Annotated in this window: 24 protein-coding genes; 13 read left to right on the forward strand and 11 right to left on the reverse strand. The window is 69.8% G+C overall.

The window, feature by feature from the left end:
* The first annotated feature begins 73 nt into the window (after positions 1 to 73).
* Positions 74 to 256 (forward strand): hypothetical protein, encoded by a 183-nt coding sequence (locus OG266_RS39970; protein ID WP_081223009.1) that lies wholly within the window; start codon positions 74 to 76, stop codon positions 254 to 256.
* A 277-nt stretch (positions 257 to 533) separates the two neighbouring features.
* Here OG266_RS39970 and OG266_RS39975 read toward each other — a convergent pair whose 3' ends face one another.
* Together OG266_RS39975 and OG266_RS39980 are read right to left on the reverse strand one after the other, a co-directional pair.
* Positions 534 to 1412 (reverse strand): hypothetical protein, encoded by an 879-nt coding sequence (locus OG266_RS39975; protein ID WP_329548993.1) that lies wholly within the window; start codon positions 1410 to 1412, stop codon positions 534 to 536.
* A 136-nt stretch (positions 1413 to 1548) separates the two neighbouring features.
* Positions 1549 to 1854, reverse strand: a complete 306-nt coding sequence (locus tag OG266_RS39980; protein ID WP_329548994.1) for a hypothetical protein — start codon at positions 1852 to 1854, stop codon at positions 1549 to 1551.
* A 114-nt stretch (positions 1855 to 1968) separates the two neighbouring features.
* On the opposite strand from OG266_RS39980, the gene OG266_RS39985 reads away from it, so the two are divergent.
* Positions 1969 to 2868, forward strand: a complete 900-nt coding sequence (locus OG266_RS39985; protein WP_371551821.1) for an oxygenase MpaB family protein — start codon at positions 1969 to 1971, stop codon at positions 2866 to 2868.
* Here OG266_RS39985 and OG266_RS39990 read toward each other — a convergent pair.
* A complete protein-coding gene (locus tag OG266_RS39990; RefSeq protein ID WP_371551823.1) occupies positions 2836 to 3378 on the reverse strand; it encodes a PadR family transcriptional regulator in 543 nt (180 codons plus the stop codon). The genes OG266_RS39985 and OG266_RS39990 overlap by 33 nt on opposite strands.
* A 109-nt stretch (positions 3379 to 3487) precedes the next feature.
* Here OG266_RS39990 and OG266_RS39995 point away from each other — a divergent pair, with 109 nt between their 5' ends.
* On the forward strand, positions 3488 to 4246 hold the full coding sequence (locus OG266_RS39995; protein WP_371551825.1) for an alpha/beta fold hydrolase: 759 nt from the start codon (positions 3488 to 3490) through the stop codon (positions 4244 to 4246).
* A gap of 4 nt (positions 4247 to 4250) precedes the next feature.
* Here the strand turns inward: OG266_RS39995 and OG266_RS40000 are convergent, their stop codons facing one another.
* Positions 4251 to 4850 carry a class I SAM-dependent methyltransferase gene (locus OG266_RS40000; RefSeq protein WP_371551827.1) on the reverse strand — a complete coding sequence of 200 codons (600 nt, stop codon included), beginning with the start codon at positions 4848 to 4850 and terminating at the stop codon, positions 4251 to 4253.
* A 152-nt stretch (positions 4851 to 5002) separates the two neighbouring features.
* Between OG266_RS40000 and OG266_RS40005 the strand changes: the two genes are divergently transcribed.
* The 5 genes from OG266_RS40005 to OG266_RS40025 all read left to right on the forward strand — a co-directional run bounded on the left by OG266_RS40005 (position 5003) and on the right by OG266_RS40025 (position 10057).
* The gene (locus OG266_RS40005; RefSeq protein WP_326724736.1) at positions 5003 to 5776 is read left to right on the forward strand and encodes an MHYT domain-containing protein; all 774 of its coding nucleotides are present in this window, start codon (positions 5003 to 5005) and stop codon (positions 5774 to 5776) included.
* Between the two features lie 61 nt (positions 5777 to 5837).
* Positions 5838 to 8366 carry a nitrate- and nitrite sensing domain-containing protein gene (locus tag OG266_RS40010; protein ID WP_371551830.1) on the forward strand — a complete coding sequence of 843 codons (2529 nt, stop codon included), beginning with the start codon at positions 5838 to 5840 and terminating at the stop codon, positions 8364 to 8366.
* Positions 8363 to 8800, forward strand: coding sequence for a roadblock/LC7 domain-containing protein (locus OG266_RS40015; protein ID WP_266469056.1), 438 nt, complete (start codon positions 8363 to 8365; stop codon positions 8798 to 8800). Before OG266_RS40010 ends, OG266_RS40015 begins: the two co-directional genes overlap by 4 nt.
* A gap of 19 nt (positions 8801 to 8819) precedes the next feature.
* Positions 8820 to 9233, forward strand: coding sequence for a DUF742 domain-containing protein (locus tag OG266_RS40020; protein ID WP_266469059.1), 414 nt, complete (start codon positions 8820 to 8822; stop codon positions 9231 to 9233).
* Between the two features lie 218 nt (positions 9234 to 9451).
* Complete coding sequence (locus OG266_RS40025; RefSeq protein WP_266469061.1) at positions 9452 to 10057, forward strand: ATP/GTP-binding protein; 606 nt, start codon at positions 9452 to 9454, stop codon at positions 10055 to 10057.
* 50 nt (positions 10058 to 10107) lie between these two features.
* On the opposite strand, the gene OG266_RS40030 is transcribed toward OG266_RS40025, so the two are convergent.
* Positions 10108 to 10536, reverse strand: a complete 429-nt coding sequence (locus OG266_RS40030; protein ID WP_371551833.1) for a PPOX class F420-dependent oxidoreductase — start codon at positions 10534 to 10536, stop codon at positions 10108 to 10110.
* 94 nt (positions 10537 to 10630) lie between these two features.
* Between OG266_RS40030 and OG266_RS40035 the strand changes: the two genes are divergently transcribed.
* Together OG266_RS40035 and OG266_RS40040 are read left to right on the forward strand one after the other, a co-directional pair.
* Positions 10631 to 11044 carry a roadblock/LC7 domain-containing protein gene (locus OG266_RS40035; RefSeq protein ID WP_266469066.1) on the forward strand — a complete coding sequence of 138 codons (414 nt, stop codon included), beginning with the start codon at positions 10631 to 10633 and terminating at the stop codon, positions 11042 to 11044.
* 125 nt (positions 11045 to 11169) lie between these two features.
* Positions 11170 to 12147, forward strand: coding sequence for a DUF6397 family protein (locus OG266_RS40040; RefSeq protein ID WP_371551836.1), 978 nt, complete (start codon positions 11170 to 11172; stop codon positions 12145 to 12147).
* 50 nt (positions 12148 to 12197) lie between these two features.
* On the opposite strand, the gene OG266_RS40045 is transcribed toward OG266_RS40040, so the two are convergent.
* Complete coding sequence (locus OG266_RS40045; protein WP_371551838.1) at positions 12198 to 13064, reverse strand: acyl-CoA thioesterase; 867 nt, start codon at positions 13062 to 13064, stop codon at positions 12198 to 12200.
* A gap of 19 nt (positions 13065 to 13083) precedes the next feature.
* Positions 13084 to 15597: an RNA helicase gene (locus OG266_RS40050; RefSeq protein WP_266469072.1), complete on the reverse strand. Its 2514-nt coding sequence runs from the start codon at positions 15595 to 15597 to the stop codon at positions 13084 to 13086.
* Between the two features lie 145 nt (positions 15598 to 15742).
* Between OG266_RS40050 and OG266_RS40055 the strand changes: the two genes are divergently transcribed.
* Complete coding sequence (locus tag OG266_RS40055) at positions 15743 to 16537, forward strand: metal-dependent hydrolase (protein ID WP_266469075.1); 795 nt, start codon at positions 15743 to 15745, stop codon at positions 16535 to 16537.
* A gap of 17 nt (positions 16538 to 16554) precedes the next feature.
* Here OG266_RS40055 and OG266_RS40060 read toward each other — a convergent pair whose 3' ends face one another.
* The 4 genes from OG266_RS40060 to OG266_RS40075 all read right to left on the reverse strand — a co-directional run bounded on the left by OG266_RS40060 (position 16555) and on the right by OG266_RS40075 (position 21185).
* Positions 16555 to 16830, reverse strand: a complete 276-nt coding sequence (locus tag OG266_RS40060; RefSeq protein ID WP_266469077.1) for a type B 50S ribosomal protein L31 — start codon at positions 16828 to 16830, stop codon at positions 16555 to 16557.
* A gap of 36 nt (positions 16831 to 16866) precedes the next feature.
* Positions 16867 to 17337 (reverse strand): DUF5709 domain-containing protein, encoded by a 471-nt coding sequence (locus OG266_RS40065; RefSeq protein ID WP_266469078.1) that lies wholly within the window; start codon positions 17335 to 17337, stop codon positions 16867 to 16869.
* Between the two features lie 237 nt (positions 17338 to 17574).
* Positions 17575 to 19356, reverse strand: a complete 1782-nt coding sequence (locus tag OG266_RS40070) for an ABC transporter ATP-binding protein (protein WP_371551843.1) — start codon at positions 19354 to 19356, stop codon at positions 17575 to 17577.
* Positions 19353 to 21185: an ABC transporter transmembrane domain-containing protein gene (locus OG266_RS40075; protein ID WP_371551845.1), complete on the reverse strand. Its 1833-nt coding sequence runs from the start codon at positions 21183 to 21185 to the stop codon at positions 19353 to 19355. The genes OG266_RS40070 and OG266_RS40075 overlap by 4 nt, the downstream gene beginning before the upstream one ends.
* A 268-nt stretch (positions 21186 to 21453) precedes the next feature.
* On the opposite strand from OG266_RS40075, the gene OG266_RS40080 reads away from it, so the two are divergent.
* Positions 21454 to 23070 (forward strand): peptide-N4-asparagine amidase, encoded by a 1617-nt coding sequence (locus OG266_RS40080; RefSeq protein ID WP_371551847.1) that lies wholly within the window; start codon positions 21454 to 21456, stop codon positions 23068 to 23070.
* 160 nt (positions 23071 to 23230) lie between these two features.
* Positions 23231 to 24688, forward strand: a complete 1458-nt coding sequence (locus OG266_RS40085) for a cation:dicarboxylate symporter family transporter (RefSeq protein ID WP_371551849.1) — start codon at positions 23231 to 23233, stop codon at positions 24686 to 24688.
* Positions 24689 to 24803 lie beyond the last annotated feature (115 nt).

Genomic DNA, 24803 nt, shown 5'->3' on the forward strand with positions numbered 1-24803 from the left:
CGTTCCGGAACCGTGGGAGGCACGGACCCGTTCTCAGGACAGAGAGCGGCAGTAGCCGCAAAGGAGGCGACACATGTCGAAGAACGCGAAGATCGCCGCAGGGGGTGTGGCGGTCGGGCTCATCCTGCTGATCTGGCTGCCCTGGTGGGCCGCTTTCCTGATCGTGCTGGGAGTCCCGGCGGCCGCATACCTGGCGCTGGACCCCTCGCAGCGGCGCAGGCTGCGCCGCGTCACACGCAAGGAGATCGGCCGCTGAGGCGCCACCGACCTGGTACGTCTCCGCCCAGCGCGCCGGAGTCGAGCGCATCGCCGCTCGTGGGCCTGCCATCGGCATGATCCGCGAGCGGTGATGCGTGCTCGGCTCACCGACGGGGTGAGCCGAGCGCACTTCCTGGCGGGCCGACCTCGACGCTCAGCGCGCGCGAGGGCCATGACATCGCGATGGGCGCTTTTCCCGTCAACTTGAACGAGAGCCGCTGACATGGCCCACTGACAAAGGGCCGCGCAACCGGGGCATCGCTCGGCGCGGCCGCTCAGCTGGGGCGTACCGCCAGCTTGTCGAGGGCCTCCAGGAGGCCGGGCAGCTCCGGCCCGCGGCCGACGGGCAGGACTTCTCCGGGCTCCTCGTCGAGGAGGACGAAGGCGATGTCGTCGGTCCTGGCGACCAAGGACCAGCCGGGGCCGTCGGCGCGCAGGGTCCGTGCGTCGGTCGTGGCGAAGGACGAGCGGACGCGGCCGAGCGGGGGTGGCGTGTCTACGTAGGAGCGCGCCTCCGCCAGGACCCGGCGAATGCCGCTGGGTGCCTCGCCGTCGGCGCTCTCGGTGCGCTCCTGAGCATCCTCAGAGGCGTTTTCGGTCTGCGCCCCGGCGTCCGGTTCGGTCCCTGTCCTGGCGTCCGACTTCGCGAAATCCGCGTCGTTGATCTGCTCCCGCCAGATCGCCCACTGCAGCGCGATCTCGTCGGCGCCGAGACGCCGTTGAGCCGGGCCCCAGATGGTGGTGTCCGGCGGGCGCAGCGGGGGCCGTTCCGTGAGCTCGGGCCCGGGGTCGTGCGGGGCCGGCACTCCCGGAGCCGATACGGCGACATCAAGGGGCCAGCCGGGCAGTGCGGAGACGACCGTGCGCTCGTCCGGCGACAGATCGTGCTCCATTCCGCAGTCCCAGGAGGCGATGGCGACGGCGACCAGCGAGACGTCGTCGATGACGACCGTCCACCGGGCGCCCTCGCTGTCCTGGCCGAGTACCAGGCCGTATCCGTCGGCGAGCGGTGCCAGGTCGAGTGCCGCGCAGGCCGCCGGGTAGTCGTCCCCCAGCACACTGGGGAACTTCGCCGGTGTCAGCAGCACGGCAGTCAGCACGTACAGCGCGTCGTCGTCCACGGTGGCGATGGCGTCATCGTCCGTCCCGGCCATCCCAGCCTCCCCATTGCTACATCCGTCGGCGCACCCTAATGCGACCGGAAGGCCCTTGTCACGAGGCCCAAGTACACGCGGAGCTGCAGCTATCCGGCTGGACAGGGGCGAATCGACCTTCCGGGGCGGTCGCGGGTCACACGGCGGGTAGTCCGAGCAGCGTCCGCGCCACTGTCTGCGGCGACTCGTCACGTTCCCGCGCGAGGGCGATGACGGCCCGGCAGGCCAGCTCGTTCACACCGAACGACAGTGCCTCCGGCGACACCCAGGCCGCGGCCTCCTCGATCTGGTCCTGATCGTCCTCCGCGCACGCCGACACGTACACAGCGGCCGCCTCGAACAAGTTGTGCGTACTTTTCTCCGGCCGTCGTATCGCGGGCTGCCCTTCCTCGGGCCGCTCGGCCGTCTTCTTGCGCCACGTCTTGCGGAGTCTGCCGAACATACCGGACATCTGGCCGCCTTCCCCCTGTGGAGCCCGTACGGGCAGTAGCTCATCGGTCAACTAATGCTACTCAACGTAGAGTTGGAGCCTCGGCGGCAGAAGGGGGTCGGCCCGGTGAAGCGCTACGAGCGACTCGAACGGATCCGGCGAATGGACCCGGTGGCGGACGCGTCGAAGATCTACCGGCTCACCGCCACGTACGAGTTCCCCTGGGACTTCACCCGAGCTCTGGAACTGGCTCTCTACCGCACCTACGCCGTTCCCAGTATCGGCCGGCTGCTCGCCGAGACGGCGGAGCTCACCGACCGCGCTCAGAAGCGCTACGACGACACCGTGCTGCTCCTCGACACCGTGGTCGAGCACGGCTTCGACGGGGACGAGGGCAGAACCGCGATCCGCCGGATCAACGAGATGCACCGCAGCTACGACATCAGCAATGAAGACATGCGGTACGTGCTCTGCACGTTCGTGGTGATGCCCAAACGCTGGACCGACCTCTACGGGTGGCGCAGGATGTCGCGGCACGAGATCGTCGCGTCCAGCGTGTACTACCGCACGCTGGGGCGGCACATGGGCATCAAGGACACTCCGGAGGCTTATGAGGACTTCGAGACCTGTCTCGACGCCTACGAAGAGGCCCATTTCGGATGGGACGAGAGCGCGCGCCGAGTCTCCGACGCGACCCTGTCGCTGATGACCTCCTGGTACCCGCGCCCACTCGCGCCGCTGTTGCGGGTGTCGACGCTCGCCTTGCTCGACGAGCCGCTGCTGCAAGCCTTCCGGTACAAGCCTCCAGGTGCCGCCACGCGCGCGCTGGTCCGCCGCGTGGTGCGGATGCGCGGGCGTCTGGTGCGCCTGATGTCGCCGCGCCGCGCCCCGCACTTCGCGCGGCAGAACTGGGAGATCAAGGGCTATCCCGACGGCTACCGCGTCACCGAGCTGGGCACCCGTCCGGTGCCCGGCGTGCGGGGCTGCCCCGCCTCACCGGCCTCGCCCGCCGCTCCTGTCGAGTGAGTCGATGGTGGTCCGCAGCCAGGCCAGTTCGGCCCGGCTGGTGGCCCGCGCGATCGTGAGGATGCCACGCCGGAAGGGGTCGTCCAACTCCTCGGCACGCAGCGGCCTGTCACCGTCGTAGAAGAAGCTCGCGGGCTCCTCCAGGAAGGTGAGCCTGCGCCGCAGCACGATGGCCTGCGCCACCGGGTCTTCCAGATGCCTGAGGAAGGCGAGCACCGTGAACCAGCGGTTCTCGTCGGTGATGTCGCGCCGCACCGGCTCCGCGAGCATGCGACGCAACTCGCCTCTGCCCTCCTCCGTGAGCGTCAGGACATGACGTGGGGCCGCCACGGAGCCGGGCTGGGTGGCCCGCGCCAGCAGGCCGGCCTTCTCCAGGCGCTTGATCGCGGGATACAGCGTGCTCTCGGCCACGGGCTTCACATGGCCTGTCAGTGCGGTGATGCGCTTGCGCAGCTCATAGCCGTGCAGCGGGGCGTCGCACAGGAAACCAAGGATGGCCAGCTCGAGCATGCTCACATTCTGCCGCACACTCGCTGTACATCGCATCTTCTATACATCGGTTCCGATGTATTCTCCTGAAGCCGCGAGGAACGATGACGTGACACATGAGGAGAGTGCGATGAAGCAGGCCGAGTTCGACGGCAAGGGAAGCCACATCCGTTGGACGGAGACGACGGGCGCCGAACCGGCACGCGTGTACGTCCATGGGCTGGGAGCCGCATCGACCGTCTACAACGCGCACATCGCGGCCCGGCCCGAACTGGCGGGCCGCCGGACCCTGTTCGTCGACCTGCCAGGCCACGGCATCAGCGACAGGCCCGCGGACTTCGGCTACACACTGGAGGATCACGCCGACGCGCTGGCGGCGGTTCTGGACGCCGCCCACCTCATCGGGGTGGAACTCGTCGCGCACAGCATGGGCGGCGCCGTCGCCATCGTGCTCGCCCACCGGCGACCCGACCTCGTCTCACGGCTGGTCCTCACGGAGGCCAACCTCGACCCGCACCCCCCGGTCAAGGCCGGCAGCAGCGGCATCGCCTCGTACGAGGAGGACGACTACGTCGAAAACGGCGGCCACGCGCGCGTGCTCGACAAGGTCGGCCCCTCCTGGGCGGCCACCATGCGCCTCGCCGACCCCCGTGCCCTGCACCGCACGGCGACCGGACTCATACGCGGCACGAACCCCACGATGCGCCACATGCTCCGGGAGCTGACGGCGGACCGCGTCTACCTCCAGGGCGAGCTGAGCGGCGAACTCCCGGGCAAGGAAGGTCTGGAGGCGGCCGGTGTACGGGTGGTGACCGTGCCCGGCGCCGGGCACAACGTCATGTTCGACAACCCCGACGCCTTCGTGGCGGAGGTCGCCGGAAGGGCCTGAGGCGTCAGCCGCGGCGTACGGCCAGCGCGAGGAAGCGGGCGTCCTCGTCGACGTACGAGGTCATGTCCCAGCCGGAGCCGGCCAGCAGGGGGCGGAGGTTGGCCTCGTCGCGCAGGTCCTCCGGAGTGATCCGCCGACCCTGGCGGGCCGCGAGCGCCGCCCGGCCGATCGGGTGGAAGAGCGCCAGAGTCCCGCCGGGCCGTACGACTCGTGCCAACTCGCGCAGGTTTTCGGCGGGGTTCGGCAGATGGGCGATGAGTCCGGCCCCGAACACGGCGTCCAGTGACTGGGCGCGCAACGGCAGCGCGGCGACGTCGGCGAGCAGCAACTGTCCCTCGCGGTCCCGTCCTGCCCGTACGGCGGCCTCCAGCATGGCCGGGGTCAGATCGGCCCCGAGCACCACTCCGGAGGGCCCTACAGCCGCTCGCAGCGGCGGCAGGGCGCGCCCGGTGCCGCAGCCCGCGTCGAGGACCCGGTCGCCCTTGCGCAGCCCGATTTCGGCGACCGCTGCGGCGTACGCGGGGCCGTCGTCGGGGAACCGGGTGTCCCAGTCCGCCGCGCGCGCCCCGAAGAAATCCTGGACATGTGTGTGGTGGTCGCTCATGTTCCGCATGATCCCTCACCGACACGAAGTACGACGCGGCGCACATGTTCGAGCGGGCCGCGATCGTTCAGTTGCACCTTTCCGTCATATTTCAACACCTTTCGAAATGCGCCCCCGTTGTGCGCCCCTGCCCGGACTAGCGTCCCTGAGCCATGGGACACCTGGACCACGCAGCCTTCGGCTGGCTGACCCCCGTGCTGTCGTACGCGATGGCCTGCATCGGCGCTGCCCTCGGGCTGCGCTGCACCGTCCGCGCACTCGGCGCCACCGGCCGGTCGCGCCGCAACTGGCTCCTCACCGCGGCCTCCGCGATCGGCACCGGCATCTGGACGATGCACTTCGTGGCCATGCTGGGCTTCAGCGTCACCGGTACGGAAATGCGCTACAACGTGCCGTTGACCATCCTCAGCCTGCTCGTCGCCATGGTCGTCGTCGGCGCGGGCGTCTTCGCCGTCGGCTACGGCCGCGACCGGGGCCGAGCCCTTGTCCTCGGCGGGCTCACCACAGGGCTGGGCGTCGCGAGCATGCACTACCTGGGCATGGTCGCGTTGCGGCTGCACGGCGACGTGCACTACGACCCGGCGCTCGTCGGGCTCTCCGTCGCGATCGCCGTGGTCGCGGCGACCGCGGCCCTGTGGGCGGCACTCAACATCAAGTCGCCGGTAGCCGTCGCCGTCGCCTCCCTCGTCATGGGAGGGGCCGTGAGCAGCATGCACTACACCGGAATGATGGCGGTGAGCGTGCGCGTCAGCCCCTCCGGCGAGGTTCTGCCCGGGGCCACGGCGATGCAGTTCATCTTCCCCCTCGCCGTCGGCCTCGGGTCCTATCTCTTTCTGACATCGGCCTTCGTCGCGCTGTCGCCGACGACCGGTGAGCGCGAGGCGTCCGCATCGGCCCAGCGGCCGGTCGAGAGCGTCGCCCGTTAACGGCGGCCCCGGAGCCATGACGAACCGGAAGGCACGTCCCGAACCACCGAGCGAGGAGGCCATGCGTACACCCCGTAGGACCCCCAAACCCGGCGCCGAGCCGCCCCAGGCCCCGGCGCGCGGTCGGCGTGCGCACGCGGGTCCGCCGGCGGACGAGCGCGCGGACACCGAGGAGACCGACACCGGGGCACCGCCAGAGGCACCCCCTCGCGCCGGCACGTGGCGCATCCGCCCCCGCACCGTTCGGGCCAAGATCGTCTGCCTGCTGATGGTGCCGGTCGTCTCGCTGCTCGCGCTGTGGGCGTACGCAACAGTGACCACCGCCCAGGACGTCGCACGGCTACGGCAGTTGCAGAGCGTGGACTCGACGGTCCGGGCCCCGGTCGACGCCGCCGTCGCCGCACTCCAGACCGAACGCGCGGCCGCCGTCCGGTACGCGACCGCCCCTGGCACCGTGCAGGAGAGCGACCTCAAGGAGCTGGCCGGGCGCACCGACCGGGCGGTGGCAAAGCTGCGACTCGGTGAGCACACCGTCGCCGACGGCGCGGACCTGCCCGCCGGAGTGGCCACGCGCCTGGAGACCTTCGTCACCGGAGCCGAGCAACTGCGGACCCTGCGCACCGCCGTGCTGAACCGCCGTACGGGATGGGACGAGACCTACAGGACGTACACCAGGACCATTTCGACGGCCTTCGCCGTGGGCGGCGCGCTCACCGGCATCCAGGACGCCGATCTGGGCTCCGACGCGCGCGTGCTGCTCGAATTCTCCCGTGCCGGGGAGGCGCTCGCCCAGGAGGACACGGTCCTGGCCAGCGCCCGGCTCGCCAGGACTCTCGACGGCGAGCGACTGCGGCTGTTCGCAGGGGCTGTCGACACCCGCCGCACGCTGACCGACGCGGCTGTGGCGGATCTCGGCGGGCCGGAACGAGCCGCCTGGCACGACCTCGTGGAGGGGAGCGCGTACGCCGACGTAGGCGCCGTCGAGGACAAGGTGCTCGCGTCCCCATCCGGCGGCAAGGCGATCTCCGCCGCTCCGGAGGCCGACTGGAACACCGCCCACGCGCGCGTGCAGGACGGAATGCGGACGATCGAGGCGAACGCGGGCCGCGGTGTCGCTGACCGGGCGGACCCGTTCACGCGCGGGCTGCTCACACCGGCCGGCGCCGCGGTTCTGTTCGGACTCGCCGCCGTCGTCGCGTCGCTCGTCATCTCCGTACGCATCGGACGCGGGCTCGTCATCGAGCTGGTGAGCCTGCGCAACAGCGCCCTGGAGATCGCGCGCCGCAAACTCCCGCAAGCCATGCGCAGACTGCGCGCGGGAGAGGAGATCGACGTCCGAGCCGAGGCCCCGCCCGGACCGCCCGCGGAGGACGAGGCCGGGCAGGTCGCGGAAGCCCTGGGCACCGTGCACCGAGCCGCCCTGCGCGCCGCCGTCGAACGTGCCGAACTCGCCAGCGGAATCTCCGGGGTCTTCGTCAATCTCGCTCGCCGCAGCCAGGTTCTCGTGCACCGTCAACTGAGCCTGCTGGACAGCATGGAGCGCAGGTCCGATGACCCGAACGAGCTGAGTGACCTGTTCCGGCTCGACCACCTCACCACAAGGATGCGGCGCCATGCGGAGAGCCTGATCATCCTCTCCGGGGCCGCGCCCGGACGGGCCTGGCGGATGCCGGTCTCGCTGACGAACGTGGTCCGCGCGGCAGTCTCCGAAGTCGAGGACTACGCGCGCGTGGAGGTGCGACAACTCCCCGAAGCGCTGGTGGTGGGCGGCGCGGTGGCCGACCTCACCCACCTCCTTGCGGAAATCGTCGAGAACGCCGCCCAGTTCTCGCCGCCGCACACCCGAGTCCGGGTCACCGGAGAGCCGGTCGGCAACGGCTACGCCGTGGAGGTCGAGGACCGGGGGCTCGGCATGGGCAAGGAGACGCTCGCCGAGGCCAACCGCCGGATCGAGCAGTCCGAAACCCTCGACCTCTTCGACAGCGACCGGCTCGGCCTCTTCGTGGTCAGCAGGCTCGCGGCCCGCCATGGCATCAAGGTGCACCTGCGGACCTCGCCCTACGGCGGCACCACCGCGGTCGTTCTGCTGCCCACCGCCCTGCTGCACGGCGGCGCGGCGGAACGTTCCCCCCGCAGGGGCGACACCGAAAGGCCCGCGCAACGCGAGTACGCGCGGGTGACGGCCGCCCCAGAGCAGGAATCCGTCCAGGCCGTCACCGAGCGGCCGGCGCTGGTGCCCCCCATCCAGACCGCCGTCGAAGCCCCGGCGAACGGTTCGCCCGAAAATCCCCCTCCCGGAGTCACCACTTTGCGGCTGCACCGGCCCCCGGACGACGCCGAAGAGTCCGACGACCTCCCTCGGCGTGTGCGGCAGGCGAACCTCGCACCGCAACTGCGCGAACAGCGTGCCGAGGAGCCGGTACAAACGGCGGATGACCAGGCCGATGGCAAACGCACCCCCGAAGTCGTACGGGACCGGATGTCGGCCTACCGCGACGGCTGGGTGCGCGGGGGCGGCAGGTCACCCGGCCTCCGTGCCACACCCGACCCCGAAGCGGGCAGCGACAGCAGCGAAGGAGACCCCGCATGATCCAGGATCCGAGCATGAGGGCCGCCCAGCAGTCCGGCGAACTCGACTGGCTGCTGGACGACTTGGTGCTGCGTGTGGCTGAGGTGCGGCACGCAGTGGTGCTGTCCAACGACGGACTCGCGGTGGGAGCGTCCACCGCCCTGCGGCGCGAGGACGCCGAACACCTCGCGGCCGTCGCCTCCGGCTTCCACAGCCTGGCCAAGGGCGCCGGCCGCCACTTCGGAGCCGGAGGCGTGCGTCAGACGATGGTGGAGATGGACGACGGCTTCCTGTTCGTGGCGGCCGCTGGCGACGGCTCATGCCTCGCTGTCCTGACCGCGGTGACTGCCGACATCGGCCTGGTGGCGTACGAGATGGCGCTGCTGGTCAAGCGCGTCGGCGAACACCTCTACACACCGCCGCGCGTTGGCGCACAACCGCCTGCCGCCGGATGACCGAGGACGGTCGGTGCAGATGACCGAGAACATGCCGGGCGCCTCTCCGCAGGAGGGCAGCCAGTGGTACGACAACGAGGCCGGACCTCTCGTCCGCCCCTACGCGATGACGGGTGGCCGTACCAAATCCGGCCCCACGGGCGTGCGCTTCGATCTGATCGCCCTCGTCACGCTCGACACGGGTGCACCCGGTATCGACGACGACACCTCACTGGGGCCGGAGCACCGGGCCCTGATCGAGCTGTGCCGTATCGAGACGCAATCGGTGGCCGAACTCTCCGCCGACGCCGACCTGCCGGTGGGCGTGGTCAGGGTGCTTCTGGGCGATCTCCTGGAACTGGGCTGCGTCACCGTGAGCCGCCCGGTACCCCCCGCCCAACTGCCCGACGAGCGGATCCTCCGCGAGGTGATCGAGGGACTGAGGGCGCTCTAGATGAACCAAGTCGGATTGTCCTGTGCGCTTTTGCCGACACATCCGGGTACCAAATGGGGTGTCTGTCGGCCGCAACGGTCAATAGCGGTCCAATCCCTCGAAAGGGGCCCGCAGTTGCCATGATGCTGACTCCGCGCACCCGCACAGATGTACCGACCTGTAATCCGTATGGACGTACCCACGTCGACCGTTGCCGGCACACCCGAGAGAAGTGATCAATGGTCTCCGAGAACTCCGATGCCTCGGATGGCGACATGACCGCCCTGGCGTTGAAGATACTGGTCGCCGGCGGATTCGGCGTGGGCAAGACCACCCTGGTGGGCGCGGTCAGTGAGATCCGGCCGCTGCGCACCGAGGAGTTGCTGAGCGAGGCGGGTCAGTCGGTGGACGACACCGATGGCGTGGACCAGAAGGTCACGACGACCGTCGCCATGGACTTCGGTCGCATCACCATCAGGTCCGGTCTCTCGCTCTACCTCTTCGGGACCCCGGGCCAGGACCGGTTCTGGTTCCTGTGGGACGAGTTGTCACAGGGCGCCCTCGGAGCCGTCGTCCTCGCGGACACCCGGCGGCTCGAGGACTGCTTCCCCGCCGTGGACTACTTCGAGCACCGGCACATCCCGTTCGTGGTGGCCGTCAACTGCTTCACGGGCGCCCGTACTTACGGTGCTCAGGACGTGTCCCGCGCCCTCGACCTCGACCGGGGTACGCCTGTGGTGCTCTGCGACGCCCGTGACCGGGACTCCGGGAAGGAGGTGCTGATTCGTCTGGTCGAGTACGCCGGGCGGGTACACACCGCCCGGCTGCTCGACTCCGTCGGCTGAGACACGTCGCGCCCGCTCCGTTTGGCCCGGTCGGGCGAGGATCGGGACTCTCAGCCGGCCAGCGCGGCGAAGGCAAGAACCTTCTTGATCCTTACTCGTACGAGGAGTTCACCGGGAACCCCGTTGCGCTCCCCAAACTCCGTGGCGCGCTCCTCGCCCATGTAGCGGGCGCCGATCCGAGCGGCCCAGTGCCGCAGATCGTCGAGATCCTCCGAAAGCTCGGCCCGCCCCTCCAGCACAACGAAGTCGAAGGGCGGCCGGTCGTCGTCCACACACAACGCGACCCGCCCGTCCCGGGCCAGATTCCGTCCTTTGACGGTTTCCTTCCCGGTGTTGAAGACCACGTCGTCACCGTCCAGTAGAAACCAGATCGGCGCCACATGCGGACTTCCGTCGGCCCGGACGGTCGACAGCTTTGCGGTGCGGGTTCCGTGCGAGACGAACGCCCGCCATTGCTCCTCGGTCATCTTCTGTGCCATGCCCCCATCCTCCTTGCCCGGGCTCCGGCTGTGGTGAAGGCTGGCTGGTCAGATCCTCCGGTCAGGGGGATCGACACCACGGGGAGACCGGATCATGGCGCAGAACACGCAACTCGGCTGGTTGCTGGACGACCTCACAGAGCGGGTCGAACACGTACGGCACGCCTTGGTGCTGTCCAACGACGGGCTGGTGACCGGTGCGAGTACGGGACTTCGGCGCGAGGACGCCGAACATCTCGCAGCCGTGTCGTCAGGTCTGCACAGCCTCGCCAAGGGATCCGGACGCCATTTCGGCGCGGGCCAGGTGCGCCAGACGATGATCGAGTTCGACGACGCGGTGCTCTTCGTCACCGCGGCGGGCGCCGGCAGTTGTCTGTGTGTCCTCAGCGCCGCGGAGGCCGACATCGGCCACATCGCGTATGAGATGACCTTGCTCGTGAACCGTGTCGGCGAGCACCTCGGCGTCGATGCGCGACATCCGGGGAGCACACCCGTCGAAGACCTTTGACCTGCGCATACGTCGCCGCGGTCGAAGTTATCCACAGGCTCGGCGCGAGATCCGTCGAACCGGCTACGGTTTTTCCCGAAGCAAGCGCACGCCAGCGCGAGCAACTTCTGCGACGGGGGAGAACCATGTCCGGCAACACCATCACGACCACTGACCAATCCGCCACGTCCGCGGCCGGCATCTCCGTGTCCGCCACTCCTGCCACAGCCTCGGCAGGGGCGCGCCGACCGCCCCTCGCGCTCAGCCGTGCCGCACGAGAACTCGATCTCAAGCGAGGTGAGTTCGACCTCGCCGTACAACTCGGGTGCGTACGGACCATCCCGGATGAAGGGGGAGGAGGACGCCGGGTCTCCCGGACGGAGATCGACCGGGTGCGCTCCGAGCCCGGCTATCCCGAGGCCTTGCGGGACCGCGTCGAGGCCGTGGGTACCAGGGAGGGTGCCGCCCTCATGGAGGTGACGACCGCCAGGTTCACGCGCCTCGCGCGCCTGGGCCTGGTGGTGCCGGTGAAGTTTTATCTCAACAGGTACCGAGCGGTCGTGTGGCTGTATCTGGCGGAGGAATTGCGGCAGTTCGCGGCCGACACGGACAACGCCCGGCTGTTGAGCGGCCGCACACCAGAAGGGCTCCGCGACCAGCTGGACGAAGGGCTGGACCTCCGTCCCCGCAACTGGCGGGGGCGCCACATGGGGTTCCTGCTGCGACAGACCGAAGACCCGTGGGAGCGGGCCGCGGTCGTGGCGTCCCTGCTCGAACCGGTCCAGGTCGCCGAGATCGTCAGGGATCCGTACGAGCGCGCCCATCTGAACCGCTGCCGGCCCGAACGCGCCTCCCACGGCGCCCCCGACTCTCCCGCCGCGCACACCGCCTCGCGGATCATGACAGCCGACGACGCCGACGAGATCAGCTGGCTCCGGGTCGACTTGGGGCAGCTGCTCGCCGAAGCCCGCGATCTCCGTCCCGCTCCACGTCCCGCGCCGAGGGCTTCACAGCCGAAGGTCCCACGCCCGGGACCGGCCGTCGGACCGCCGAATCGGCCCGCGACCGAGGGGCCCGAGCGGCCACGGAGGCTGCTCGGCTGGTTGCGCCGCAAGAACCCCTGACTGCCCGGCACTTCCCTCGGGCCCGGCACTTCCCACAGCTCCCGGACTGGCTACAGGGCCCTGAAAAGCCCCTCCTGGACGACCGAGACGAGCAGGCGTCCCTCCAGGTCGTAGATGCGTCCGCGGGCAAGCCCGCGCCCGCCCGTCGCGATGGGGGACTCCTGGTCGTACAGGAACCACTCGTCCGCGCGGAACGGCCGGTGGAACCACATGGCGTGGTCCAGCGAGGCCATGTCGAAACCTCGCGGACCCCACAGCGGTTCCACCGGAATGCGGACGGCGTCCAGAAGGGTCATGTCGCTCGCGTACGTCAGCGCGCAGGTGTGCACGAGCGGATCGTCGCCCAGTGGCCCGACTGCGCGCATCCACACAGCGCTGCGCGGCTCGGCGTCCTTGATCTCCTCGGGGGTCCAGCGGAGCCGGTCCACATAGCGGATGTCGAAGGGCTGACGCCGGGCCATGCGCTCCAACGCGTCGGGAAGCGCGCCCAGATGCTCCTTGATCTCCTGCGCCAGCGTCGGCAGCGATTCCGGATCCGGGACCTCGCGGGCCGGCGGCAACTGGTGCTCGAAGCTCCCCTGCTCAGGCTTGTGAAAGGAGGCGGTCAGATTGAAGATCGTGCGGCCCTGCTGCACGGCGGTGACACGACGCGTGGTGAACGACCGCCCGTCGCGGACCCGTTCGACCTGGTACACGATCGGCACGCCCGGGATGCCCGGGCGCAGGAAGTACGCGTGCAGTGAGTGCACCGGCCGGTCGCCTTCCGTGGTGCGCCCGGCGGCGACCAGGGCCTGGCCGGCCACCTGGCCGCCGAACACCCGCTGCAGTGACTCCTGCGGGCTGCGGCCACGGAAGATGTTGACCTCGATCTGCTCCAGGTCGAGCAGGTCGACAAGCCTCTCGGCTGGGTTCGTCATGTGTGGGATTCTCCTGTGCTCACAGCTGGCCGACGTCGGTGACCCGGACGACCGCACGGCCCTCGGCGTCGGAAGCCGTGAGGTCGACTTCCGCGCTGATGCCCCAGTCATGATCGCCGTTCGGGTCCGCGAAGGTCTGACGGACGCGCCACAGGGCGTTCTGCGGCTCCTCCACGATCGACAGCAACTTGGGGCCGCGGGCGTCGGGACCGGTGCCGAGGTCCTCGTACTCGTCCCAGTACTTGTCCATCGCCTCGCCCCAGGCATCGGCGTCCCAGCCCGAGTCGGCATCCAGCTCGCCGAGCTCGTTCACGTGGTCGAGGGCGGCGAGTTCGACGCGGCGGAACATGGAGTTGCGGACCAGGACGCGGAAGGCGCGGGCGTTCGAGGTGACCGGCTTGACCTCGTCGGCCTTCTCCTGGGCCTCCTCGGCCGTCATCACCTCCGGGTTGGCGAGCTGCTCCCACTCGTCCAGGAGACTGGAGTCGACCTGGCGCACCATCTCGCCGAGCCAGGCGATCAGATCCTCCAGGTCCTCGGACTTGAGGTCGTCGGGGACGGTGTGTTCAAGGGCCTTGTAGGCACTGGCGAGGTAGCGCAGGACGATGCCCTCGGTGCGGGCGAGCTCGTAGAAGGAGACGAACTCGGTGAAGGTCATCGCCCGTTCGTACATGTCACGGATGATGGACTTCGGCGACAGCGGATGGTCACCGACCCACGGATGGCTCTTGCGGTAGACGTTGTAGGCGTGGAAGAGCAGCTCCTCCAGCGGCTTGGGGTACGACACGTCCTGGAGCCGCTCCATGCGCTCCTCGTACTCGACGCCGTCCGCCTTCATCACCGCCACGGCCTCACCGCGCGCCTTGTTCTGCTGGGCCGCGAGAATCTGCCGCGGATCGTCCAGCGTGGACTCCACGACCGACACCATGTCCAGGGCGTACGAAGGGGATTCGGGCTCCAGGAGGTCGAACGCGGCGAGCGCGAAGGTCGACAGCGGCTGGTTGAGCGCGAAGTCCTGCTGCAGATCGACGGTGAGACGCACGATGCGGCCCTCGGCGTCCGGCTTGTCGAGCTTCTCGACGACGCCGCCGTCGAGAAGCGAGCGGTAGATGGCGATCGCCCGCCGGATGTGCCGCAGCTGCTGCTTGCGCGGCTCGTGGTTGTCCTCCAGCAGGTGTCGCATCGCCTCGAAGGCGTTCCCCGGCCGGGCGATCACCGAAAGGAGCATCGTGTGGGTGACCCGGAAACGGGAGGTCAGCGGCTCGGGCTCGGAGGCGATGAGCTTCTCGAAGGTGTTGTCCGTCCAACCGACGAAACCCTCGGGAGCCTTCTTGCGCACCACCTTGCGGCGCTTCTTGGGGTCGTCGCCGGCCTTGGCGAGCGACTTCTCGTTCTCGATGACGTGCTCGGGCGCCTGAGCGACGACGAAACCCGCAGTGTCGAAGCCCGCGCGCCCGGCGCGGCCCGCGATCTGGTGGAACTCGCGGGCACGAAGGGTCCGGACCCGCGTGCCGTCGTACTTCGTCAGAGCCGTGAACAGCACAGTGCGAATGGGGACGTTGACGCCGACACCGAGGGTGTCCGTACCGCAGATGACCTTCAGGAGACCGGCCTGGGCCAGCTTCTCCACGAGCCGTCGGTACTTGGGCAGCATGCCCGCGTGGTGCACGCCGATGCCGTGACGCACGTAACGGGAGAGGTTCTGGCCGAACTTGGTGGTGAAGCGGAAATTGCCGATCAGGTCGGCGATCTTGTCCTTCTCCTCACGCGTGCACATGTTGATGCTCATCAGGGCCTGCGCCCGCTCCACGGCCTGCGCCTGGGTGAAGTGCACGATGTAGACGGGGGCCTGCTTGGTCGCCAGCAGCTCGGTGAGGGTCTCCGTCAGCGGAGTCAGCACGTACTCGTAGGACAGCGGCACGGGCCGGGTCGCCGAGCGGACCACCGATGTGGGCCGGCCGGTGCGGCGGGTGAGGTCCTTCTCGAACATCGAGACGTCGCCGAGCGTCGCCGACATCAGGATGAACTGCGCCTGTGGCAGTTCCAGGATCGGGATCTGCCACGCCCAGCCGCGGTCGGCCTCCGCGTAGAAGTGGAACTCGTCCATCACGACCTGGCCGACATCCGCGTGCTTGCCGTCGCGCAGCGCGATGGAGGCCAGCACCTCGGCGGTGCAGCAGATGATGGGGGCGTCGGCGTTCACGGAGGCGTCGCCGGTCAGCATGCCGACGTTCTCGGTGCCGAACATCTTGCACAGCTCGAAGAACTTCTCCGAGACCAGAGCCTTGATCGGCGCCGTGTAGAAGGTGACCTCGTCGCGAGCGAGAGCCGCGAAGTGCGCGCCCGCGGCGATCATGCTCTTGCCCGAGCCGGTGGGCGTCGAGACGATCACGTTCGCACCCGAGACCACCTCGATCAGCGCCTCCTCCTGGTGGGGATAGAGGGTGAGACCGCGTTCCCCGACCCACGACTCGAAGGCTTCGTAGAGGGCGTCGGGGTCTGCGGTCTGCGGCAGCTGATCGATAAGGGTCACGCCCCCATCTTGCCTGTGAACCCACTCGATGGGGGAATCGGATGCTCGTCCGAAGATCACGAACGCTACGCTGTGGCGCCGACGAAGCGTCAGCGCATGCGGGCAACTGGACAGCGGCACAAGAGGAATGGGGCGGGGAACGGCCATGATGGGACCAGCACACTCACTGTCGGGAGCTGCGGCCTGGCTCGGCGTCGGAGCGGCGGCGGCCGCGGCCGGTCACACGATGCCCTGGCCGGTTCTCCTCGTCGGGGCCCTGATCTGCGCGGGAGCCGCGCTCGCCCCCGACCTGGACCACAAGGCGGCCACGATCTCGCGGGCCTTCGGACCGGTCTCACGGGCCCTGTGCGAGATCGTCGACAAACTCTCGTACGCCGTCTACAAGGGGACCCGCAAGCCGGGCGACCCGCGCCGCTCCGGTGGACACCGGACGTTGACGCACACCTGGCTGTGGGCTGTGCTGCTCGGCGCGGGCACCTCGGTCGCCGCGATCACGGGAGGCCGCTGGGCGGTCCTGGCCATCCTCTTCGTGCACCTGGTGCTCGCCATCGAAGGGCTGCTCTGGCGGGCGACCCGTGGTTCCAGCGCCGACGTCCTGGTCTGGCTGCTGGCCGCGACCAGCGCCTGGATCCTCGCCGGAACCCTGGACAAGCCGGGCAACGGCGCGGACTGGCTCTTCACAGCCCCGGGCCAGGAGTACCTGTGGCTCGGTCTGCCGATCGTCCTGGGCGCGTTGGTACACGACATCGGGGACGCCCTGACGGTCTCCGGCTGCCCGATCCTGTGGCCCATCCCGGTCGGCCGCAAGCGCTGGTACCCGATCGGTCCGCCCAAGGCGCTGCGCTTCAGGGCCGGCAGCTGGGTGGAGCTCAAGGTGCTGATGCCGGTGTTCATACTGCTGGGCGGGGTGGGGTGTGCGGCGGCGCTCAATGTCTTCTGAGTGACCGTGCCGCGTGGTCACTCCGTGCCGGCCTCGCCACTTCCCTGCCCCGCACCCCCGTACCGCCGCTCGAACTGAGCGATCCGCCCCTCCGAGTCCACCGTCCGTGCCTTCCCGGTGTAGAACGGATGGCTCTCCGAGGAGATCTCGACGTCGACGACGGGGTAGGTCTCGCCGTCGTCCCAGTCGATGGTGTTGTCGCTCGTCGCGGTGGAGCGGGTGAGGAAGGCGTAGCCGGCGGTGCGGTCGCGGAAGACCACGGCGTGGTAGTCGGGCTGCTTGTCCTTCTGCATGGTCGATGCTCCTTGCGGGGGAGTGACGGGGGCCGGTCAGCCGGACAGGGTGTCCTCGTCGACGATGTGCATAGCGGCTTCCTCGGCGGAGGCCGCTGCGCCGTCGATGCCTACGTCCGTGGCGATGAGCCCGCTCTCCTCGTCTTCGTGCGCCCCTTCGTCGGGGGCCACGAGACGGCCGGATCGGAGGGCGCCCACCTCGTTGTCCCGAGGTTCGCCGTCGGTGCCCTCGCAGTCGCCGATGCCGTCCCCGTCGGGTTCGGCGACGTCGGGGAGCTCCTCCGAGAGACGCTGGTCCAGGCTCTCGCCCCGCTGGCGTTCCTCGGCCGTCACTCCGGAGTGCTCCACCGCCCACGGCCGCTCCGGCGGGGACCAGCCACGGTCGAGGGGATCACCGACGCCGTCGGTGTCCAGGGTGTCCTCGGCGTCGAGCAGCCCCGCGTCGTCCTGTACCTCGGATCCGTCGGGCTGGTAGACGTCGTCTCCCCATCCGTCGGCGCTGTCCACGGGTACCTCCAGGTGGTGCGGGCCGGGCCCGGTACCGCCGCGCTCGACGGCGGGCGCGCGGGCCGCTGGACACAGGTGTCGCCCGATGCGAACCGGGTGGTTCCCGGGGGTTCCCCGGGCCGGTGTCCACGTCCAGCCTTCCACCCCCCTTCGGCACCGCGCAACGCCACACGGTCCGACCATGGGCGCCCACGGGTGTCCAGGGGCGCCCATGGAGGACCGGCGCGGCCCGCTCGCTCACCCGTGCCAGGACCGCCACAGTGCCGCGTACGCGCCGTCGGCGGCGACCAGCTGGTCGTGACTGCCGAGTTCGCTGATGCGGCCGTTCTCGACGACGGCGATGACGTCCGCGTCGTGGGCGGTGTGCAGCCGGTGGGCGATGGCGACGACGGTGCGGCCGTCGAGGACGCGCGCCAGGGAGCGCTCCAGGTGACGGGCCGCGCGCGGGTCGAGGAGCGAGGTCGCCTCGTCCAGGACCAGCGTGTGCGGATCCGCGAGCACCAGCCGGGCCAGCGCGATCTGCTGGGCCTGGGCAGGGGTGAGTCCGAGCCCGCCCGACCCGACCTCCGTGTCCAGGCCCTCGTCGAGGGCCTGGGCCCAACCGTCCGCGTCGACCGCGCCGAGCGCCGCCCACAGCTCCGCGTCGTCGGCACCCGTCCGGGCGAGCAGCAGGTTGTCGCGCAGGGAGCCCACGAAGACGTGGTGCTCCTGGTTGACCAGGGCCACGTGGGAGCGCACCTCCTCGGCGGGCATCCGGGACAGTTCCGCTCCGCCGAGTGTGATCCGGCCGTCCCGGGGCGCGTAGATGCCGGCGAGCAGCCGGCCCAGCGTGGACTTGCCCGCGCCGGACGGGCCGACCAGCGCGAGCCGGGTGCCGGGCGCGACCGCCAGCGAGACGTCGCGCAGGACGTCCACGCCGGCGCGGTAGCCGAAGTGCACCCGGTCCGCGTGCACGTCGCGGCCGTCCGGGGCCACCCCCGGGTCGCCCGCGTCGGGCTCGATGTCCCGGACACCGACCAGCCGGGCCAGCGAGACCTGGGCTACCTGCAACTCGTCGTACCAGCGCAGGATCAGCCCCACCGGGTCGACGAGCATCTGCGCGATGAGCGCGCCCGTCGTCAGCTGGCCCACACCGATCCAGCCCTGCAGGACGAAGACACCGCCGATCATCAGGACCGAGCAGAGGACGGTGACGTGGGTGACGTTGATGACGGGGAAGAGCACCGAGCGCAGGAAGAGCGTGTAGCGCTCCCAGGAGGTCCACTCCTTGACCCGGCGATCCGACAGGTCGATACGGCGCACGCCCAGGCGGTGGGCCTCGACGGTGCGCCCGGCGTCCACCGTCTCGGCGAGGACGGCGGCCACGGCGGCGTATCCGGCGGCCTCCGAGCGGTAGGCGGACGGCGCGCGCTTGAAGTACCAGCGGCAGCCGACCACCAGCAGCGGTACGGCGACCAGCACGGCGGGCGCGAGAGGCGGCGCTGTGACAGCGAGTCCGCCGAGCAGCAGGGCCACCCACACGACGCCGATGGCCAGCTGGGGCACCGCCTCGCGCATCGCGTTGGCGAGCCGGTCGATGTCCGTGGTGATGCGGGACAGCAGGTCGCCCGTTCCGGCGCGCTCCAGCACGCCGGGCGGCAGTCCCACCGACCGTACGAGGAAGTCCTCACGCAGGTCGGCGAGCATCCGCTCACCGAGCATGGCCCCGCGCAGCCGTACCTGACGTACGAACACGGCCTGTACGACGATCGCGAGGACGAACAGCGCGGCCGTGCGTTCCAGATGGAGTTCGCGTGCCTGGTCCGAGACCCGCTCGACGACCGAGCCCAGCAGATAGGGCCCGGCCATCGAGGCCAGGACGGCCACCGTGTTGACGCTGACGAGCAGCAGGAAGGCCCGGCGGTGCCGTTGGAACAGTTCGGCCACGTAGGCGCGTACGGTCGCCGGGGCGCCGACGGGCAGCGTGTTCGCCGTCGTCGGGGCCGCCGGGTCGTACGCCGGTGGCGCCAGGCCGATCATGCGGTCTCCTCGATTTCTTCCAGTACGTCTTCGAGTGCGTCGTCCAGTACGGCTTCTTCGTCCAGTACCTCTGCCAGTGCGCCGGCGGCCGAGGCCTCCTCGTCGGTCTCCCGGGTCACCACGGCCCGGTACCGCGGCTCGCTGTGCAGCAGCTCGCGGTGTACGCCGACCGCCGCCACCTCGCCCTCGTGCACCAGCACGACCCGGTCCGCGTGGTCCAGGAGCAGCGGTGAGGAGGTGAAGACCACCGTCGTACGACCGGTGCGCAGTGAGCGGACGCCGTCGGCGATGCGTGCCTCGGTGTGCGAGTCGACGGCGGACGTCGGCTCGTCGAGGACGAGTACCTCGGGGTCGGTGATCAGCGACCGGGCCAGTGCGAGACGCTGCCGCTGGCCGCCCGACAGGGAGCGGCCACGTTCGGTGATACGGGCGTCCATCGGGTCCTCCGCCTCCAGCGACCCCTGGGCGAGCGCGTCCAGCACGTCACCGCACTGCGCTGCCGCCAAGGCCTCGGCGGCGCTCACCGCACCCGACGAGGGCACGTCGAGGAGTTCGTGCAGCGAGCCGGACAGCAGCACCGGGTCCTTGTCCTGGACGAGGACGGCGGTACGGGCCGAGTCGAGGGGCAGTTCGTCCAGCGGTACGCCACCGAGGAGCGCCGAAGTGCCCTCGACGCCGGGATGTCCGCCCAGCCGCTCGGCGAGCAGTCCCGCCAGGTCCGGGTCACCGCACACCACCGCGGTGAGCCGCCCGGCAGGCGCGAGCAGCCCGGTCGCCGGGTCGTACAGATCCCCGGCCGGCACCTCCGCCGATCGCGACCCGTCGCTGTCCATGGCGCGTTCGAGCGAGAGCACCCGGGCGGCGCGCTTGGCGGACGGGCGCGAGAAGGAGTACGCCATGGCGATCTCCTCGAAGTGCCGCAGCGGGTAGGTGAGCAGCATGACCGCGCTGTACACGGTGACCAGTTCGCCGACCGTGATCCGGCCGTCGCGGGCCAGACCCACGCCGTGCCAGACGACGGCGATCAGCAGCAGGCCGGGCAGCAGCACCTGGATCGCCGAGATGAGGGACCACATGCGGGCACTGCGTACGGCGGCGTGGCGTACTTCCTGGGAGGCGCGGCGGTAGCGGTCGAGGAACAGTTCCTCGCCGCCGATGCCGCGCAGCACCCGGAGGCCCGCGACGGTGTCCGAGGCCAGTTCGGTGGCGCGACCGGCCTTCTCGCGCTGGAAGTCGGCACGCCGGGTGGCCCGGGGCAGCAGCGGCAGCACGGCGAGTGCCAGGACGGGCACGCCCACGGCGACGATCACACCCAGCGCCGGCTGGTAGACGACCAGGCCGATACAGACCAGCACGATGGTGAGCGCCGCCGCCGTGAACCGGGACACGGCCTCCACGAACCAGCCGATCTTCTCGACGTCGCCGGTGGAGACCGCGACGACCTCGCCGGCCGCGACCCGGCGGGTCAGCGCGGAGCCGAGCTGGGCGGTCCTGCGGGCCAGCAGCTGCTGGACGCGCGCGGCGGCCAGGATCCAGTTGGTGACCGCGGCGCGGTGCAGCATGGTCTCGCCCAGCGCGATGCCCGCGCCGCACAGCACCATCAGCCCGCCGGTCAGCGCCAGCCGAGTGCCGGAGCGGTCGACGACGGCCTGGACGGCGAGGCCTACGCAGAACGGCAGCCCGGAGACCGACACGAAGTGCAGCAGCCCCCAGGCGAGGGCTTTGAGCTGCCCACCGAGCTGATTCCGGAAGAGCCACCACAGGAATCGGGGACCCGAGCGTGCGTCAGGCACTCCCGGGTCGGGATACGGAAGGTCTTGAATCTGCATGACGTCCCAGCGGCTCGTGTCAGGGGGGTGGAGGTAACCGTGAAATCCGCAGCCGATCGACCGCGGAGCTCGACAGCAGTCGGCAACAAACCGTGAAAGGTTCGCGTCGCAGCGTGGTCGAAAGCAAACGATTTTTCGCCTCAGGGCAAAGAATCGGCCCCACCCCGGCAGTGGTGATGGGCGACAAGATGGACCTGAAGGCTTGAGGGATGGGTGTGAGGGAAGTGCCTCATTGCGGCCGGGGCCAACACCCCGTAGAACACCGCCCATGAGAAGTCGGATCATCATGTCCATGCTCGCCGGAGTGACCCTCGTGGCGAGCGCCCTCCTCGGAGCGGGCCCGGCGTCCGCCGCCCAATTCGCCGACCCGCCCGCGGAGTTCGGCACCGACTGGCACGACCCGCTGACCGCGGCGCCGCCCGTCGCCAAGCCCGACACGAGATCGTGCGAAGTCACCGTCGCTCAGGCGCAGTTCAGGGACTTCACGCCGTACCAGGGCAGCTACGCGCCGCCCGGCGACTGTGGCGACCGCTGGAGCAAGGTCGTGCTGCGGCTCGACGGCAACGTCAAGGGACGGCAGTACGACCGTCTCGGCTACCTCCACATCGATGGCGTCGAGGTGTTCCGTACGTCCACTCCGCAGCCCTCGCCGGACGGCATCGAGTGGTCCGTCGAGAAGGACGTCACGCGGTACAGCGACACCCTGCGCACCGAACAGCCCGTCGAGATGCTCATCGGCAACGTCGTCAACGACACCTACACCGGCATCATCGACGTCAAGGTCACGCTGACCTTCTACGCCGCCGAGGACACCGCCAAGAAGGCCGAGGCCGCGACCCCCGACCGTGTCCTCACTCTTCAGGACGGCGCCCTCACCACGCCGCGCAACAGCGAGCGCATCGTCGCCGAGGTGTACGCGACCGGGTCCGGCGGCGGCTGCGAGGAGTACTGGTATCTGACGGTGCCCGACCCGGCGCCGTACTCCTGCAAGGCCGACAACGGCCCCTACCGGGAGGTGCAGATCAAGGTCGACGGCCAACTCGCCGGTATCGCCGAGCCGTTCCCGACCGTGTGGACGGGCGGCTGGTCCAACCCCTTCCTCTGGTACGTGATTCCGGGTCCGCGTGCCTTTGACATCAAGCCCATCGAGTACGACCTGACGCCGTTCGCGGGACTCCTCAACGACGGTCGCCCGCACCGGATCGATGTCTCCGTCGTGGGCGTCCCCGAGGGGCAGACCGGCTGGAGCACCCCGGTCAACGTCCTCGTCTGGCAGGACGCGAAGAGGGAGCACGTGAGCGGTGCGCTCACGGAGGTCAAGGCGGGCACTCTCGCCGACTCCTCGACGTACACGCCCGGTTCGGAACACCGCCTCGACACCGCAGGCAGTCACCGGCTGACGGTCGCCGGGTACGTCGACACCTCGCACGGCCGGGTGAAGACCACGGTGAGCCGCAAGCTGGCGAACACCTCCGTGCACCGCTGGACCGACGGCGAGAACACGGACGGGCTCAAGGCCACCTGGACCGACGACGAGACGGTCACCGTCGACGGGCGGGGGCCGGCCACCGCGACGCGCACGCAGCGCACTTACACGATGGACGGGACGACCACGCTCGGCGCGGACGACCGGCTGCGCACCGTCCTGACACTCGGCGACCGGGCGGCGGTCGACGAGACACGCGGCGGGCGGCGCACAGTGTGGTCACGGCTCGACGACACCTACGCGGGCGACACGACGTATACGGCGAACGTGCCGCGTGACCAGCGCCACGCGGTCGGTACGACGAGTGAGCGCTACCGCCTGTACGGCTCGGCCGGGTGCTACGACCGCACCCTGGCCACCGCGCAGGGCGTACTGACGGAGGACCGCCGCAACTGCTGAGGCGACGGCGGCCGCAGAGGTCCCGGCAAGGAACTCCGTGTCACGTGCATGATTTACGTGGACGTGACACGGAGGTCTCCAGCGGAATCAATCACTCCTCAATAGTGATCAACGCGGAAGCGCTTTTCCGCATCCCAGAATTCGTTCGGAGGAGTGCCCCGTGCCGCCGTCTGTACCGTCCCCGCGACGCGTCGCACACATATTGCGTACCTCACTGTTCGCGCAGGTCGCCTGCGCGCTCGTGCTCGGAATCATCGTCGGAAAGCTGTGGCCCGACGTGGCCACGGACCTTCAACCGCTCGGCGACGGTTTCACCCGGCTCATCAAGACGATCATCTCGCCGCTCGTGTTCTGCGTGGTCGTCGTCGGTATCGCCAAGGCCGGAGACCTGAAGGCGTTCGGCCGGATCGGGCTGAAGGCCCTGATCTGGTTCGAGGTCGCGTCCACGGCCGCTCTGCTCATCGGTCTGATCGCTGCCAACGTTGTCCAGCCGGGCTCGGGCATGAACGTCGACCCGTCCACGCTCGACACCTCGGCGGTCGACGCGAAGACGGGCGGCGGCTCGCTGCCCTCGACGACCGAGTTCATCGTCAACGCGATCCCCACCAGTTTCATCGGCGCCTTCGCCGAGAACTCCCTGCTCCAGGTGCTGATTCTGGCCTGTCTGGTCGGTGCCGCGCTGCTCCACCTCGGCCACACCAAGGTGCCGAAGGTCCTGCCCGCCATCGAGCAGGCCCAGGAGATCATCTTCGCGGTGGTCGGCTTCATCATGCGGCTGGCCCCGATCGCGGTGTTCGGCGCGATGGCCGTCCTGATCGGACAGTACGGACTTGGCGTGATCGAGACGTACGCCAAGCTGATCATCCTGTGCTACGCGGCCGCCGCGCTCTTCATCGCGCTCCTCGCAGTCGCCCTCAAGGTGGTCACCGGGCTCAGCCTCTGGAAGTTCCTGCGCTACATCCGCGAGGAGATGCTCCTCGCGCTCGGCACCGCCTCCACCGAGTCCGTCATGCCGCGCGTGATGCAGAAGCTGCGCCGGGCCGGCGCCCGCGACGACGCCGTGGGTCTGGTGCTGCCGACGGGCTACTCCTTCAACCTCGACGGAGCCTCGCTCTACCTGTCCATCGGCACGCTGTTCATCGCGCAGGCCGTGGGTGTGGACCTGAGTCTCGGCCAGCAGATCACCGTGATCCTCGTGCTCATGCTGACCAGCAAGGGCATGGCGGGCATTCCCGGTTCGGCCTTCCTCGCGCTGTCCGCGACCGCGTCCTCCCTGGGGGCCATCCCGGCCGGCGCCGTCGCCCTGCTGCTGGGGGTCGACCGCATCATGGACTCGATGCGTGTCGTGACGAACCTGCTCGGCAACTGCGTCGCGGTCTTCGCGGTGTCCCGCTGGGAGGGCGCGCTGGACCTGGACCGGGCGAAGAAGGTGCTGGACGGGGAGATCGTGTTCGTGGAGGAAGACGAAGCGGACGAGCCGGGGGCGCCTGTGCAGGTGCCTCGCTCGGCCAAGGCCGACATCCCTGCGCAGGCCGCTGAGGCCGATATACCCGAGCAGGCTGCCGGGACCGACGTACCCGCTCGGATGACCAAGGAGCCTGCGTCCGAGGTCAGTTGACCGCAGCTGACCGAAGTGGGCCCGCAACGGGCCGCGGCGCCGACTCCAGCAGTACGGAGTCGGCGCCGCGGCCCGTTGCGCGGTCTCTCGTGGTCCGGGCCCACGTCGTGTCGAG

The organism is Streptomyces sp. NBC_00554 (genome assembly GCF_041431135.1).
Taxonomy (GTDB): Bacteria; Actinomycetota; Actinomycetes; order Streptomycetales; family Streptomycetaceae; genus Streptomyces.